At 63.4% G+C, this 15,083-nt stretch carries 16 protein-coding genes; 5 read left to right on the top strand and 11 right to left on the bottom strand.

From position 1 onward, the window contains the following. Positions 1 to 86: 86 nt before the first annotated feature. Together msrA and C2U30_RS14180 are read left to right on the top strand one after the other, a co-directional pair. Positions 87 to 575, top strand: a complete 489-nt coding sequence (msrA, locus tag C2U30_RS14185) for a peptide-methionine (S)-S-oxide reductase MsrA (protein WP_045269765.1) — start codon at positions 87 to 89, stop codon at positions 573 to 575. Next, positions 575 to 1,600: a zinc-binding alcohol dehydrogenase family protein gene (locus tag C2U30_RS14180; RefSeq protein WP_004357654.1), complete on the top strand. Its 1,026-nt coding sequence runs from the start codon at positions 575 to 577 to the stop codon at positions 1,598 to 1,600. Before msrA ends, C2U30_RS14180 begins: the two co-directional genes overlap by 1 nt. A gap of 396 nt (positions 1,601 to 1,996) precedes the next feature. Here C2U30_RS14180 and C2U30_RS14175 read toward each other — a convergent pair whose 3' ends face one another. Continuing rightward, positions 1,997 to 2,491: a MarR family winged helix-turn-helix transcriptional regulator gene (locus C2U30_RS14175; RefSeq protein ID WP_004099028.1), complete on the bottom strand. Its 495-nt coding sequence runs from the start codon at positions 2,489 to 2,491 to the stop codon at positions 1,997 to 1,999. Positions 2,492 to 3,241: 750 nt separating this feature from the next. Here C2U30_RS14175 and C2U30_RS14165 point away from each other — a divergent pair. Both C2U30_RS14165 and C2U30_RS14160 read left to right on the top strand, forming a co-directional pair. Next, a complete protein-coding gene (locus C2U30_RS14165; protein WP_018429614.1) occupies positions 3,242 to 3,730 on the top strand; it encodes a YkgB family protein in 489 nt (162 codons plus the stop codon). A gap of 57 nt (positions 3,731 to 3,787) precedes the next feature. Continuing rightward, positions 3,788 to 4,186: a DUF6314 family protein gene (locus C2U30_RS14160; RefSeq protein ID WP_181014770.1), complete on the top strand. Its 399-nt coding sequence runs from the start codon at positions 3,788 to 3,790 to the stop codon at positions 4,184 to 4,186. Positions 4,187 to 4,224: 38 nt separating this feature from the next. Here the strand turns inward: C2U30_RS14160 and C2U30_RS14155 are convergent, their stop codons facing one another. Further along, complete coding sequence (locus C2U30_RS14155; RefSeq protein WP_103243971.1) at positions 4,225 to 5,184, bottom strand: YeeE/YedE thiosulfate transporter family protein; 960 nt, start codon at positions 5,182 to 5,184, stop codon at positions 4,225 to 4,227. Positions 5,185 to 5,210: 26 nt separating this feature from the next. Further along, on the bottom strand, positions 5,211 to 5,618 hold the full coding sequence (locus tag C2U30_RS14150; protein ID WP_231082216.1) for a MarR family winged helix-turn-helix transcriptional regulator: 408 nt from the start codon (positions 5,616 to 5,618) through the stop codon (positions 5,211 to 5,213). Between the two features lie 382 nt (positions 5,619 to 6,000). On the opposite strand from C2U30_RS14150, the gene C2U30_RS14145 reads away from it, so the two are divergent. After that, positions 6,001 to 6,897 (top strand): LysR family transcriptional regulator, encoded by an 897-nt coding sequence (locus C2U30_RS14145; RefSeq protein ID WP_103243970.1) that lies wholly within the window; start codon positions 6,001 to 6,003, stop codon positions 6,895 to 6,897. Here the strand turns inward: C2U30_RS14145 and C2U30_RS14140 are convergent. The 8 genes from C2U30_RS14140 to trbE are packed head-to-tail and all read right to left on the bottom strand — an operon-like array spanning position 6,894 to position 15,071. After that, a complete protein-coding gene (locus tag C2U30_RS14140) occupies positions 6,894 to 7,130 on the bottom strand; it encodes a DUF2274 domain-containing protein (RefSeq protein ID WP_026227538.1) in 237 nt (78 codons plus the stop codon). The genes C2U30_RS14145 and C2U30_RS14140 overlap by 4 nt on opposite strands. A gap of 2 nt (positions 7,131 to 7,132) precedes the next feature. Next, positions 7,133 to 8,353, bottom strand: coding sequence for a TrbI/VirB10 family protein (locus C2U30_RS14135; RefSeq protein ID WP_103243969.1), 1,221 nt, complete (start codon positions 8,351 to 8,353; stop codon positions 7,133 to 7,135). After that, on the bottom strand, positions 8,350 to 9,399 hold the full coding sequence (trbG, locus tag C2U30_RS14130) for a P-type conjugative transfer protein TrbG (protein ID WP_011191356.1): 1,050 nt from the start codon (positions 9,397 to 9,399) through the stop codon (positions 8,350 to 8,352). Before trbG ends, C2U30_RS14135 begins: the two co-directional genes overlap by 4 nt. Continuing rightward, the gene (trbF, locus tag C2U30_RS14125; protein ID WP_103243968.1) at positions 9,396 to 10,079 is read right to left on the bottom strand and encodes a conjugal transfer protein TrbF; all 684 of its coding nucleotides are present in this window, start codon (positions 10,077 to 10,079) and stop codon (positions 9,396 to 9,398) included. Before trbF ends, trbG begins: the two co-directional genes overlap by 4 nt. Then, positions 10,079 to 11,443 carry a P-type conjugative transfer protein TrbL gene (trbL, locus tag C2U30_RS14120; protein WP_103243967.1) on the bottom strand — a complete coding sequence of 455 codons (1,365 nt, stop codon included), beginning with the start codon at positions 11,441 to 11,443 and terminating at the stop codon, positions 10,079 to 10,081. Before trbL ends, trbF begins: the two co-directional genes overlap by 1 nt. A 4-nt stretch (positions 11,444 to 11,447) precedes the next feature. Beyond that, entirely contained in the window at positions 11,448 to 11,837 is a 390-nt protein-coding gene (trbK-alt, locus tag C2U30_RS14115; RefSeq protein ID WP_103243966.1) for a putative entry exclusion protein TrbK-alt, read from the bottom strand. 10 nt (positions 11,838 to 11,847) lie between these two features. Next, positions 11,848 to 12,618: a P-type conjugative transfer protein TrbJ gene (gene trbJ / locus C2U30_RS14110; protein WP_066115942.1), complete on the bottom strand. Its 771-nt coding sequence runs from the start codon at positions 12,616 to 12,618 to the stop codon at positions 11,848 to 11,850. Then, positions 12,615 to 15,071, bottom strand: coding sequence for a conjugal transfer protein TrbE (gene trbE / locus C2U30_RS14105; protein WP_103243965.1), 2,457 nt, complete (start codon positions 15,069 to 15,071; stop codon positions 12,615 to 12,617). The genes trbJ and trbE overlap by 4 nt, the downstream gene beginning before the upstream one ends. Positions 15,072 to 15,083 lie beyond the last annotated feature (12 nt).

The raw sequence follows: 15,083 nt of genomic DNA, 5'->3' as shown, positions 1-15,083 counted from the left end.
GCGAACGGACTGTGAGCCAATCGCCTACCGGCAATAGGGCGGCCGCGACAGAGCGAGCAATTCTCGCAGGCGGCTGCTTCTGGGGCATGGAGGATTTGCTGCGCCGAGCCAGGGGAGTCATTTCGACGCGTGTCGGTTACACAGGCGGAGAAATGCCTGATCCGACCTACGCGAGACATTACGGCCATGCGGAAGCAGTGGAAGTGACCTTCGACCCTTCCGTTCTCGCCTATCGCTCGCTCTTGGAACTCTTCTTCCAGATACATGACCCCACGACCTACGAGCAACAAGGCAGCGATGTCGGTCCGAGCTATCGATCGGCGATTTTCTACACCACCGAAGTGCAGAAGGAAGTCGCCCTCACAACCATCGCGGAAATCGAGGCATCAGGAAGCTGGCCAGGCCCGGTCGTGTCGGAGATCAACCCAGAAGAACCCTTTTGGGAGGCGGAGCCAGAGCACCAAGAATACCTGGTGCGCTATCCTGGGGGCTATAGCTGCCACTTCGTGCGCCCGACCTGGCGGTTGGACCGCTCAGACGAACGCCCAGCTGTAATACTTGACAGAAAGAGTTGATGATGACCGAAACCGTGACTAATCAGGCCGCCTGGCAGAAAGCGCCGGGGCAGCCACTGAGGATCGGTGTCACCGCTCTGCCGCATCTGGCGGCGAACGAGATATTGATCCGCAACGCGGCCATCGCGATCAACCCACTCGACTGGATTCTGCAGGACGTCGCGCTTTTGCCATGGCTCGACTATCCCGCGATTCTCGGCAGCGACGTCTCCGGTGAGGTCGCGGCGGTCGGTGGCGCGGTCGAGCGGTTCAAGGTCGGCGATCGAGTCATCGGACAGGCGGTCGGGACAACCGTAAATCAACCTGCGCAGGGTGCGTTCCAGCACCACACGATCGTGCTGGACCACATGGCGGCGCCGATCCCCAACAACATTGCCTTCGCTGATGCGGCAGTCCTCCCGCTTGGCCTTGGCACCGCCGCAAGCGGGCTCTACGGACGGACACAGTTGGCTCTCGCGCCACCGTTACACTCGCCGACCGCGCGTCCAGAGGTCGTTCTGGTCTGGGGTGGATCGTCGAGCGTTGGCTGCAACGCCATCCAGCTCGCGGTGGCGTCGGGCTACAGGTGCGTCGCCACCGCTTCGGCGCGCAACGTCGGCCTGTTGAAGGAGCTGGGTGCAAGCGAGGTTCTTGACCACTCGAGTCCAGCCATTGTGGAAGACGTGATTGAGGCAATGCGCGGGCGCAGTCTCGCTGGAACGCTTCACGCGACCGGTCACATGAAAGACTGTTTTGCCGTAGTTGCGAGATGCGAGGGCTCGCGCCGGGTGGCAGCGACGCTGGCCCCGCCCGACGAGCGTTCATTTGGAGTCGAGGCGACGCACATCTCCGGGACGAGCCTCAAGGATGACGAGGTTGGTCCAATGATCTACCGCGAATTCCTGCCGCAGGCTCTCGCGGCGCGCACGTTCGTCCCCGCCCCTCCGGCGAAGATCGTGGGCCAGGGCCTTGAAATGCTCCAGGCTGCCTTGGAAGCCCTGAAGGCGGGTGTATCCGCAGCGAAAATCGTCGTTACCCTGCCTTGAGTGACCAGCCAGGCGGTTTTTCGCGTTCGCAGTCTGAGGTGGCCCGCACTTTGCCGATTGGGAAGCTCTACCGGGAAAACGCGTTTGGGACGCGCGCTGCGCTCCTGCCGGAGCATGCGTTCCCGAAACCTGTTCCCGACTGCTTTTCCCCGAAACTACCTATCGGACATAGAGAAATGGGAATGCAGCGAGTGGTTTGAACGGCCGCTTCCGAAACCGCGTTCCGATCAATTGAGCGGCTAAAAGTGGGGCGATCACCGACATATTAGAATGAGACCGCCATGCCCGATCGGCCGGCTTGACGCGTAGCCAAAAGAATGCGGCTGATGGTAGGCTCGCTGACATTATGAAGCCCCGCCATCTGAGCAGCGTTGAGCTGCCGCAATTGCGAGTCTCCTACGCGTCGTCGTTCTTCTCGCGGTCCACACCTCGCTCATGCAATTCGGCATCGACGGGGCAGTTCGTGCAGCCCTCGTAGCAGCACAAGCGGCAGATGCGGTATGACTGCTCGAGGTTTTCCAAGCGATTTCGGAGAACGCGTTCAGCGATGTCCGATAAGGTTTTCAGTTCGTCTGGATTAAGGATCGATAGCCCTTCGGCAATCACTTGATCGCGCGAGGCCAGGACCTCGTCGCTCGCGACCTTGCCAGTTGGAGTAAGATAGAGGGATCGCGCGCGCCCGTCTGTCGAATGCTCCCTACGCTCGATCAATCCCTCGCTTACCAATCTATCCACCAGGCGAACAGTTCCAGCATGTGAAAGGCCCACCCCGATCGCAAGCATACGGATCGAGAGCCCGGGCTTGTGCGCGAGCAACGCCAGCGCTGAGGCGGCGGGTCCAGCTTCCGGCGCCCGCGATGAACTAGCGCGAACGATGTCGTCGCTGATCATGAGTGCGAACGCCCCGAAAATGTTTCGATCTCGAGGTCCATCCATTGCCACATCTATATGTGCGCGGAGCATAGACAGCAAGCCATACCGTGGTCCTCTTCCTCCGCGCGGCTTGTGGAAAATGTCCTGTTTTAGAAGGGTTTCGGAGGATTTCGACTGATCGAGCGCGCCGAAAAAAACGGGTCCGGCTCGTTAAGGCCGCGGAACCGTTGATACCTGGCGGCTATAGGGCAAGCCTTTTCGCTCGGAATCGCCGTAGGTCGCGCCCGAGAATCACTCCGCGTCAGCGCTGTCATCCAGGCCGCGCAGGTGCAGATCAGCGAGACCTAGCTTGCCCCCGGCGTCGCACTTCCATCGTGTCACCGCGCGCGATCACGATTGTATCAATCCCATTGAGGAACAGTCCGTGCTCCACGACGTCGGGGATTGCGGCGATCGCTGCTACGATTTCGGTGGGCATGGTTATCTCGTCCAGGGCCGCGTCCATCCGTACAGGCTGGACGTTTGCCAACGGGCTATAGGCCCACCCGGAGCGCCAGCCCCATCAAGTCAAAATCCCGCAAAGGTCGCGCGTTTGCTGGGTAAAGGCATCGCCGATGAGGATGGCTTCGTGAGGCAGCGAAGCGCGAACCAGCCGCTCGACATATCTCGCTTATTAGTATATGCGTCGCGCATATACTGCAACGCCTGCCCGAAGCACGTAGACGACGTTCGTGACGTTCCCACGGGACCACTGTTGAGGAATTTTAGGTGAGCATTTTCGACCGTTATGAATTTCTTGTCCCCGAGCACGGTCGGAGGGATCTTGGCCTGCTTAGATGGGCTCTCGTGATCGTATTTCTGTGGTTCGGCGCGATGAAGTTCACAGCGTACGAGGCCTATGGTATCGCCCCGTTTATCGAACACAGCCCGATCATGAATTGGCTCGGCATGTTCGGGACGCAGGGGCAAAGCTATTTCATCGGCGTTATCGAGTTATCGACCGGTCTCGTTCTGATCCTTGGTGCATTTCGTCCACTCTTCTCTGCGCTAGGCGCACTAATGTCAGCAGCGACCTATCTGATCACGCTGACCTTTTTCATCACCACTCCAGGTGTCGCGGAGCAGACTGCCGGCGGCTTTCCTGCGATTTCGGCTGCACCAGGGCAGTTTCTACTGAAGGACGCAGTTCTGCTAGCGGCGTCCCTCGTGCTGCTGCGTGCTTCGGTCCGCCACAGAGGGGCGCTTGTGCCCTCGTGACTGTGGTCCTCTCGTGACGGCGGCGTGCAAATCCTGCAGAACCTCCGCGGGGCATGGATGCTCCGTCGCGATATCGAGCCCGGAGGCGCTCAGCTGCATGGCGACGCGGTCTTCGCCCGTTTCGGCGAAGGCGCGCTCGCTTATCGAGAGAGCGGCATTCTCACACTGGCAGATGGCAGAGTATTCTCCGCGTGCCGGCAGTATCGCTATCGCTTGAGCGAGGACAGTGTTGTCGTCGAGTTCGCAGACGGACCTCATATCGGGACGCAGTTCCTCAGCTTGAGTTTCTCGCGGACGGATACCGGGTTGGAAGCGAGTGGCGTCTATGCCTGCGGAGACGACACCTACCATGCAACCTACAGGATTCTGGGGCCGGCGGCCTTTGAAGTGGTCATCATGGTCCAAGGGCCTGCAAAGGCATACGAGCTAGTCAGCCGATATTCCCGGTCGGGATAAATGCTCATGTCAGGAGGGCAAGTCCTCTGTTGCCCTTATCATGGCCGTGAAAGGCAGCGCCGGAATAACTTACCACGCGCTGCAAATCCGAAGACGATTGTCGTCGTCATCAGAAGGTAGGCGACTATCCCACCAGGTGAAAGAGTCGGAACCGCTGCGAGGATCAACCCATCATTCCCGCCGGGTATGAGCGCGATGCCGATACCCATCAATGTGCCGCCGACGATAGATCGCAGAATGCCATTGGCTGTCGGCAGTTGGAGACGCAGATTGCCTTGGCGAAAGGAGGCGGTTAGGGCGCCTGCGATCGAAGAGATCACCGCAGTGAGCGCGACCTCGCCGGCCGGCGACATTCTGAGAGGAAGGGCGCGTTGAATCACGTCTGCGAAGGTCCAGGCCGGCGAGAGTGCATATAGAAGTCCGCCAGTGATACCGAGTCCAATCATCGAAGCGCCGAACGACCAACCCGGCTTTGTTCGCAGAACGCTCTTCGTGGAAACGAAAACGAGTGCCAGCACGAGCACAACTAGGAAGGCTAGGAGAGTAACGAGGCCTGTTGCGCTCGGTTTGGAGATTAAGCTTGGCCATGTTGAATCGTAGCCGAACCTGCCATGGTCGGCAACCAAGATACCAATCGTTAATCCCAAGGGTAGAGCTAGAAGTCGCATCTCCCCATCCCCAAGCCGCGCCAGCGATCCGAGCAGGCATGTGTCATTAATGAGTGCGCCGAGGCCGAAGGCGATGGCGCCGATGAGCAGGAGGAAATTGATGCTGGTCGAGGGTGCGAGTGTTGCGCCCAGTGTTCCCGTCCAGACTATCGGGACCGCAACCAGGCCTGCCGCTGCCGACGCTGCGAGAAATCCGACGAACATTTTCGGCGGCTGTCTTCTGTGTAACTCATGAGCGGCCACCACTAAACAGGTTCCGCCTTGGTTCGCCGCATATCCGAACCCGAAGGCAAGTACGCATAGAAGAAGTTCGAGCGCAAACGATCCCATTATTTCAAGCCTGCCTGATCATATCGTCAGCCTTCTGATGCGACGTTCCAGCGTGGCGAGCGCCCCGGCTTAGCTTTACCACGGGAAGGCGCGATCCTGCTGTAGCCGCACAGATGGCAAAGGCTGACCGAGCCATCTTTGTCGAAGCCGTTTGCCACAAGGAGCCGCTCCGACAGCATGCCTAGAATGTCGAGGTCATTGGGCGACAGGGGCGAAATACATTCGGAGATCACCTGCTCCCGTGCCTTGAGCAAGGCGTCCGTTATCTTCTTCCCCGAATTGGTGAGGTGAATGAAGCGCGCCCGCCTGTCGGTGATTTGTCTTCGTCGTTCCACCAACTGTTCGCGCTCGAGCCTATCGATCAATCGCACCGTCCCGGCATGAGAAAGCCCGATCGAGGTAGCCAAAACGCTGATCGGCAGTCCGGGCTCCATGCTGAGTAACACCATCACGGCGGTCCCCGGGCCGCTTGGTGAAAACGAGGCCGAGACACTGGCGATGCTGTCTGCAACCGCCAACGCGAGTGCACCTAAATGGTACTTGGCGACCTCAGGCTCCATACCGCAAGAATATATGCTTCGCGCATAGACTTCAAGCGTGTGAAAATGTATGACCGCCGCATGCATCTATGACAGATTCGGACATGGTCATGCTCATTGAGGGGCTCAGCTCGGATTCCACATCTGAGATCAACGGACGTGCTCGTTCCCCAGGCGCTAGCGGGGGTGGGCTCGATGAAAGTGGACGTGCATGGGTGCCGCTCACCGGGCGCAGGCGGTTCGCCGATGAGACCGCCGGTATGATCGGACGGGTCTCATGCCCGACCTGACTCTTGATCTCCGATACCTGAAGTACGCCGTTCAGGTCGCCGAGGCCGGCAGCTTCCGCCGAGCGGCGGAGCGCCTATCGATATCGCAATCCACCGTCAGCCGACGTGTGCAGCTGTTTGAGCGCCAACTTGGCTTTTCTCTCTTCAAGCGTACGCGAGCGGGGGCAGGGCTGACTCCAGAAGGTGAGCGCTTCCTTCAACAAGCGGTGGTGGGAGCGCGCTACCTTCGTAACGCCGCAACGGAGATCCGCTCCGCGCGGAAACTCAAGACCGGGCTCGTGAGGTTTGGAATGCTTGAAGCGTTCCCGGCGTGCCCGATCATCAACATTCTCTCGGCATTCAGAAATAGACATCCGACGATCGAGGTAAAGCTTGAGGAAGGCACTTCAGAAGAAAACACTTTGGGGGTGAAGCGCGGATTACTGGACGCAGCAATCAGCCTGAGTGCGAGCAAGAGCCCTCAGTTCCAAGTTCGACGTCTCTGCGAACCAGATCTGTTCGTGGCATTGTCCCCGCTTCACGAGTTGGCAGCACGGCCACAGCTGTCGTGGGAGGACATTTGTGACGAAGTCTTCCTCGTTCGCTCGGATGGCGCTGGGCGTGAGCTCGCTGGCATACTCCGGCGCATGGTGGGCGCCGGAGACGGAGCGGTTCAACTCTCGATCCAACAAGTCAGCCGAGAAACCCTGCTGACGATGGTCGAACAGGGCTTCGGCTTGACCATCACCAGCGTGATCTACCGGCCGGATATCGCGTTGATCCCGCTCCCATCGGCGCGGGCGCCGACGGCCGCTATAATTTCTTCCAGTGACAACGACAACCCGACTCTGCCGCTGCTGCTGAAGTGTTTCGACACCCCCTCTAGAGCGGGGACCACGGATTAATCGGCGCTCCCCGGCGTCAACGTTCGCCTGGCTTTGGCGAAGCCACGGTCTGTCGCGATGAACCGTTGTAACATCGGGACGATTAACCGAGCTGGGTCAACAGCGGACTGACCTTGCTCTCGGCCCAATAGGTGGGCGTAGTCAACAAGGTCCTGGTGGAGAGCTGCAGGTAGCTCGACCTGTACCTTAAGCGGCTTGTCGTCCGCGATGGGGCCTAGCTTAAGCTTCGACATCATCAACCTCCATATGGCTCCAGTACCAAGTCTCGCGTCACGATAACGCGCACGGGAAATCCGGGCCGAATAGTGATCGTGGGCGCGACGTTGAGCTGACGCCTCACAATCTGCTGCCCTGCGTCGTTGATGGTGTCCTGCCCACCGTTCCGGATCGCCTGAACGAGCTGATCGTCGTTGTCGACCGCGAGTTCGGCGCCGACGCTCAGCAGTGTCGACAATCCCGCAGCCTTGGCCAGATCCCACCAATGGTAATCGACGCCATCCTGCAGCCCGGCGAACCCTTCAGCGTCAGCACCAGGCTGGCGCTCGAGAACGATCGAGCGCCCGTTCGGGAAGACGAGCCGAGTCCAGACGAGCAGGACTCGGCTCTGGCCGAACTGCACGTTGTTGTCGTACTGCCCGACCACACGAGTGCCTTGCGGCACAAGCAAGATACGGCCGGTTGGGCTGTCGTAGATGTTTTCGGTGACCTGCGCGGTGATCTGGCCGGGTAGATCGGATCGGATGCCGGTGATCAGCGCCGCGGATATCACTGCTCCCGCCTGAAGGACGTTCGGCGATACTGGCGCAGCGACGCGATCGGGCGCAACCGTCCTGCGATCGGCCGCGGCGTTCAGAAACGCGTTCTGCCGGTCCTGCGCCGAGGGCGTGGCGGGCGGCGGAGCGAGGCCAATGCTCGCCAAATCCGGCACCGGCGCGAGCGCTGGGGCAGCTCCCGCAGCAGCGGGTGTGCCCCGGCTTTCCGATCCGGAGAAGAGACGGCTGGTGCGCGCGGTCTCGATTTCCTGAAGGCGGCGCTGCTCTTCCGGGCTGATGCCGGGATTGGGCGTGGCCGTCCCGGGTGTGGGCACCGGCTGTCCGCGATCCTGGGTACTAAGGATCGGCCGGCCGAGGTCACCGGGAAGAGGGGGACCGAGCTGTGGCACGCCACTGTAATCTCGCGGCAGGCCGGCCAGTCCGTCAGCGGTCGAGCGGTTCTCGGTCGAATAGAGTTCGTCGTTCGGCCGACCGGCGTCGCGGGTCTGAAGCGCGTAGATCAGCGCACCTCCGAGCCCGACGCTGGCGACAAGACCGAGGCCGGCGAGAACCTTCCGCGACAACCGGGTGACGCGGGGCGGTTCGGCCCGCAGCCGCATCGGCGCAGGCCCGACCGGCTCGCCGGTCAGGGGCTGCGCATCGTCGTCCGGCACTTCCTCAATCCGGGGCGGGTTCTCGCTCACGAGGTCGGCCTCCCGTCTGTGCGGACGATCCTGACGCGCTTCTGCTCGCGGCCGGAGCCGAAGCGAAGTTCGGCAGCCGCGAACAGACGATCAACGATCATGTGGTGGCCGCGAACGCGATAGTTCACGAGCTCAGAGGTGTTGCCCTCGGGGCCGACGACGAAGAGTGGCGGCATCTCGCCCTGACCGATGCCGCGCGGAAACTCGATAAAGACCTGGCGTCCGTCGTCGAAGGCGCGCAGCGGCCGCCACGGCGCACGGTCGCCCTCGATCGCATAGCGGAAGTTGACGTTCGCGAGATCGACGCCGCTCGCCACCGGCTGGGCCGCCTGCGCCTCGGCGTTCTGACGGCGCAGCGCAATGAGCTGGTCTTGCGGATACTGCCATGAGACCGACGCCATATAGGTGCGCTCTGTCGAGCGCAGCTCCATGTGATAGGTGCGCATGTTGGTGTTGATGACGAGGTTTGTCATCAGGTCGGCGCGGGTGGGCTTTACTAGGATGTGGATCTGGCGCGTTGCCCCCGATCCGCTCTCGGTGTCGCCGATGATCCAGCGCACTGTGTCGCCGGCGGCCACCGGGCCTGCGCCGACAAGCTGCTCCCCGGGTTGGAGCGCGATGTCGGTGATCTGCCCGACGGCGGTATAGACTTGATAAAGCGCCCCTTGAGTCCACGGGTAGACCTGCATCGAGTTAATGAAGCCGTCGCGCACCGGCTGGACTCGTGCCGCCTCGTTTGCCTGGTTGACGCGAGCGGTCGGATTAGAAGGCTCCGGGGCACGCCGCGTCTCCTCCACACGCTGCAATTGGCCAGGCAGCGGCAGCGGCCGGGGCAGCTCGACCACGGTGACCGGCGCGGGTGGATCGACGGTCTGCACCGCCGGAGCCGCATTGTCGTAGGAAATCTCCGGCGGCGGATTGGTGGTCGCGCAGCCCGCGAGCGCGGTCGCCGCTAGCAGAACGACCGGGAATGCGGCTCTACGGAGAGCCGGGAGTACGTGTGTGTGTGAAGCCGGGTTTCCGGCTTTACGGAAATACGGCTTCATTGCCCAAGCTCCCGTGACCAGTTGATGGCGTTGACGTAGATGCCGAGCGGGTTCGCCCTGAGCCGGTCGGCGTTTCGGGGGATCTGCACGACGATCGTCAGGATCGCGGTCCAGCGCGTGGTCTCGGCGAGCTGGCCATTTTCGTATCGGCGCTCGACCCAGGCGACGCGGAAGCTGTCCGGGGACGCGCGGATGACGCTGGAGACGTCGACAGCGACCTGCTGCCGGCCGACCCGTGTAAAGGGGTCGTTGGAGCGGGCGTAGTCATTGAGCGCCATGGCGCCGCGGTCAGTCGTGAAGTCGTAGGCGCGCAGCCAGTTCTGCCGGACGATGATCGCATCGGCCGGAATGCTCCGGACCTGCTCGATGAAGCGCGCTAGGTGGAAGGCAATCTGCGGATCGGTCGGACGATAGTCGGCCTCGGCGGGCGCGACGGCCTGCGCCTGACCGATGCGATCGACTTGGACCACCCAGGGTACGATCGTCCCGCGTGCTGACTGCACGACGAGCGCGATGGCGAACCCGGCCGATAGGATCAGCGAGCCGAACGCCATGAGCCGCCAGTTCTTGGCCTGCACGCGCGAGGCGCCGATGCGCTCATCCCAGACCTGGGTGGCGCGTTGATAGGGCGTCGCCGGCTCGGGGGCCTTGCCATAATGGGTAGAGGGTCGTTTGAACATCAGCGATCGCCTTCGGAAAGATTGATGGAAGAGCCGCCGCCGTGGGCGTCGCCGGAGCGGACGGCATGGGCCGTGGCCTGGACGGCATGGGTCACGTGCTGGGATCGGCGCATCCGCTGCGCCCAGGCCGGCGGACCGCCGGCGTTCGCGGAACCGGCGGCAGCGGCGCCATCACCGGCCGCGTCACCGCCGATCGAGCCCATGGTGGAAGTGCCGCCTGTCGCCTCAAAGGCGGCCTTGCCGCCAGCGTTGAAGCTTGAGCGCATGCTTTCGGCGGCACGCGATGCGGCGCGACGCAGAGGTGAGACGGCGGCGCTGCCGCCGGCACGCACGACCCCGCCGAGACCGGAAGCGACACCGACCGCGCCGGCCTGCCCGGCTGAGCCAAGGCTGTAAGCGGTGGACGCGCCGCCGGCGATCGCAGCACCGCCACGAGCGGCGGCGGCGGCACCACCGGCCAGCGCAGCACCACCCGACGCAGCGGCGCCGACGGCGCCAGCGCCGAGCGCGACCATGCCGCCTGCGGCCAGGCCAGTGCCGACTGCTGCTCCGGCGCTGAGCTGGGGACCACCGGAGACGATGCCGCTTGCAATACCGGGACCGAAGATACCGAGGCCGAGCAGCGACAGCGCGGCGAGCACGATCGCCATCGCTTCGTCGATTGTCGGGTTCTGGCCGCCGAAACCGGATGTGAATTCTGAGAAGAGCGTCGAGCCGATGCCGATGATGACGGCCAGCACCAGCACCTTGATGCCGGAGGAGATGACGTTGCCGAGCACGCGTTCGGCCATGAAGGCCGACTTGCCGAACAGGCCGAACGGGATCAGCACGAAGCCGGCGAGCGTCGTCAGCTTGAACTCGATGAGCGTGACGAAGAGCTGGATGGCGAGGATGAAAAAAGCGAGCAGCACCAGCGCCCAGGCCAGGAACATGCAGGCGATCTGGATGAAGTTCTCGAAGAACGACCAGTAGCCCATGAGGCTGGAGATGGAATCGAGCAGCGGCCGTCCGGCGTCGAGCCCGGTCTGAGCGACCTTGCCAGGGCGCAAGAGGTCGGCCGTGGTGAACCCGGTGCCGCTAGCCTTCAGGCCGAGGCCGGCGAAGCTCTCGAAAATGATCCGGGCGAGGTTGTTCCAATTACCGATGATGTAGGCGAACACGCCGACGAACAGCGTCTTCTTCACCAGGCGGGCCATGATGTCGTCGTCGGCGCCCCAGCTCCAGAACAGCGCCGCCAGCGTCACGTCGATGACGATCAGGGTGGTGGCGATGAAGGCGACTTCGCCGCTGAGTAGCCCGAATCCGCTGTCGATGTAGCGGGTGAAGACCTCAAGAAAATGGTCAATGACGCCGGTGCCGCCCATGATCTTATCTCGCCTCGTCGAGCTGCGGCGGCGCGATCGGTGCGGCGGGCTCGAAGGCCGGCTGATCGGTGCGGTCCGATTGGGGTATGAGAGTGTTTCGCGGCGCTGGCGGGATGTCCGGCAAGCGCTCGGTAGGTCGCGCGCCGGGCGCGAGGAAGCGGTTGCGGTTTTCGGCCCAGGCCCGCAGGCACGCCGGATCGCGCGGCCCCGCTTCGCCGAGCACCTGGCAGCGGATCATTTCGTCGCGCAACGGATCGCCCTGCGCTTGGGTGGTCCGGTCGGACGGCCACGCCTCCCGCACCTCCTCTTTCCGGTTCATCTCGATCGCGGTCGCAGTGATCGCGACGGCCACGAACACCACAGCGCCGAGCCGTGCGAGCATCTTGCCGTCCATGGCCGCGCCCTCAGTTGCCGTTCGGGAACATGCGGGCGTTGCCGGGCTGATAGCCGGTGCCCGGCGTCAGGAACCGTCGGCGCTGTTCGCGACCCTGTTCGGCCGCGGCAGATCGCTCGGCCTCGGACAGGCTTTGCGCCCGGCCGTTGGCGGCAACGACGGCGGTGAGATCGGCAAGCTGCTGCGCTTGCAGCGCGAGAAGCTGGTTGCCGGCCTGCGTCGCCTGCAGCGCTCCCGTCGCGCCCTGGCTCTGGCCGACCAGTGACGACATCTCGGCGCGGTTGGTGTCGATGTTGCCGACCACGCCGGCCTGGACGCGCATGGCGTCCTGCAGGCCGCCGACCGTGTTCTGCCAGCGCTCCCGCGCCTGCGCCACGAGCGCCTGGTCGGAGGCGGACATGGAGGCGTTGCCGTAGGTCGACGTGAACGCCTGGTCGATGCGCTGGACGTCGTAGGCGATTCCCTGCGCCTGTTGCAGGAGCTGCTGGGTGCGCTGAACCGACTGCTGAAGCTGCTGGAGCGAGGAGTATGGCAGGCTGGCGAGGTTGCGGGCCTGGTTGATCAGCATCGTCGCTTCGTTCTGAAGCTGGGTGATCTGCTGATTGACCTGCTGGAGGGTGCGCGCCGCCGTCAGGACGTTCTGCGCATAGTTGGTCGGATCGTAGACGATCCATTGCGCAGCGGCGGGAGTGCTGAGGATCGGCGAAAGCGCGATCGGCGCGGCAAGCAGCGCTGCGGTGATACGCAGTGCAAGCGAGCGGGATTGAGTAGAACGGGTCATGGGCGTGTCTCCGGATCGGTTTGGGGGATGACATTGGTGAGGTCGGCGATGAGGTCCGCGGCCCAGGCAAGCCGGTTCTCGGCGAGCCACTCAGCGAGGAAGCCATCCGTGCCGCTGCGGGCGTGAACGTCCGCGATCAGCGCCTGGTGCTGCTTGGACGACGCGGCGCAGAGCGCGAGCGCCACGTCCGACAGCCCCAGCTCGAACAGCCGGTTGCCGCGCCGCGACTGGCAGTAATAGTCGCGCTTAGGCATCGCCCGCGCGAGGATCTCGATCTGGCGATCGTTGAGCCCAAAGCGGCGATAGATGGCGGTGATCTGCGGCTCGATCGCGCGTTCGTTCGGCAGCAGGATGCGAGTCTGACAGCTCTCGATGATGGCTGGCGCGATCGCTGAGCCGTCGATGTCGGAGAGCGACTGCGTCGCGAAGATGACGCTGGCGTTCTTCTTGCGCAGCGTCTTCAGCCACTCGCGGAGCTGACCGGCGAAACCCTCGTCGTCTAGCGCCAGCCAGCCTTCATCGACGATCAGCAGCGTGGGGCGACCGTCGAGGCGGTCCTCGATGCGGTGGAAGAGATAGGCGAGCACGGCGGCGGCGGCGCCCGTGCCGATCAACCCTTCTGTTTCGAAGACCTGGACATTCGCTTCGCCCAGATGCTCGGCCTCGGCGTCGAGCAACCGGCCATAGGGACCGCCGACGCAATAGGGCCGAAGCGCCTGCTTCAGGTCGTTGGACTGCAGCAGGACGGACAGGCCGGTGAGCGTCCGCTCGTTGATCGGCGCGGACGCCAGCGAGGAGAGCGCCGACCAGAGATGCTCCTTCACCTCGGGCGTGACCGGCATGCTCTCTCGCCCCAGGATCGCGACCAGCCAGTCGGCGGCCCAGGCACGTTCGGCGACATCGTCGATCCGGGCCAGCGGCTGAAGCGACACGCTGTCGTCGGCGCCTTCGGTCAGGCCGCCGCCGAGATCGTGCCAGTCGCCCCGCATGGCGAGCGCGGCTGCTCGGATCGATCCCCCGAAGTCGAAGGCGAAGACCTGGGATTGTGGATAGCGCCGGAACTGAAGCGCCATCAGCGCGAGCAAAACGGATTTTCCGGCGCCGGTCGGACCGACGATCAGCGTATGGCCGACATCGCCGACATGGATGGAAAGCCGGAACGGGGTCGAGCCTTCGGTTCTGCCGTAAAGCAGTGGGGGTGCATCGAAGTGCTCGTCCCGTTCCGGTCCCGCCCACACCGCCGACAGCGGGATCATGTGGGCGAGATTCAATGTGGAGATCGGAGGTTGCCTGACATTGGCGTAGACATGGCCGGGCAGCGAGCCGAGCCAGGCGTCCACGGCGTTGATCGTCTCGGGCATGGCGGTGAAGTCGCGGCCCTGGATGACCTTCTCGACCATCCGCAGCTTCTCGGCTGCAATGCGCGGATCATCGTCCCAGACGGTGATCGTCGCGGTGACATAGGCCTGGCCGGCGTAGTCGGCGCCCAGCTCCTGCAACGCCATATCGGCGTCGGCGGCCTTGTTGGCCGCATCGGTATCGACCAGCGCAGAGGCCTCGTTGGTCATCACCTCCTTGAGGATGGCGGCGATCGACTTGCGCTTGGCGAACCACTGACGCCTGATCTTCGTCAGCAGCTTGGTGGCGTCGGTCTTGTCGAGCAGGACGGCGCGTGTTGACCAGCGATAGGGAAAGGCCAGCCGGTTCAGCTCATCGAGGATGCCGGGCGTGGTCGCGGTCGGGAAGCCGACAATGGTGAGGATGCGGACATGTGCGTCGCCGAGCCGGGGTTCGAGCCCACCGGTCAGGGGCTGATCGGCCAGCAGCGCATCGAGATATATCGGCGTCTCGGGCACGCGGACGCGGTGCCGCTTGGTCGAGACGGTCGAATGCAGATAGGTCAGCGTCTCGCCGTCATCGAGCCAGGCGCATTCCGGCATGAAGGCGTCGATGAGCTGAAGGATGCGATCGGTGCGGTCTGCGAAGCCGCGCAGGATCTCGTGCGCATCGACGCCAGCGTGATCGCGACCCTCATAGAGCCAGGTCTCTGCGCGCGCCGCGTCTTCGGCCGGGGGAAGGTAGAGGAAGGTGAGGAAGTAGCTCGATTCGAAGTGCGCGCCGGCTTCCTCGAAGTCGGCTTTCCGTTCGGCGTCGACCAAGGCCGACGCGCTGTCGGCGAACACGCTGGCCGGATAGGTCGCGGCACCATGGCGCTGCGCCTCGACGAAGATGGCCCAGCCGGAGCCCAGGCGACGGAAGGCGTTGTTGAGGCGCCCGGCGACCGCGACCAGCTCGGCCGGAACGGCACTGTCGAGGTCGGGTCCGCGAAACCGTGCAGTTCGCTGCAAGCTGCCGTCCTTGTTCAGGACGATGCCTTCGCCGACCAGAGCGACCCAGGGCAGGAAGTCGGCGAGACGGGTATTGCGGTTGCGATATTCGGCGAGGTTCATCATCGGCGTCGCTCC

This window comes from Aeromonas sp. ASNIH5 (assembly GCF_002902865.1).
In the GTDB taxonomy this organism is placed as follows: domain Bacteria; phylum Pseudomonadota; class Gammaproteobacteria; order Enterobacterales; family Aeromonadaceae; genus Aeromonas; species Aeromonas caviae.
The sequence above is the reverse complement of the archived record's forward strand: the minus strand, read 5'-3'. Positions and strand labels throughout refer to the sequence as shown.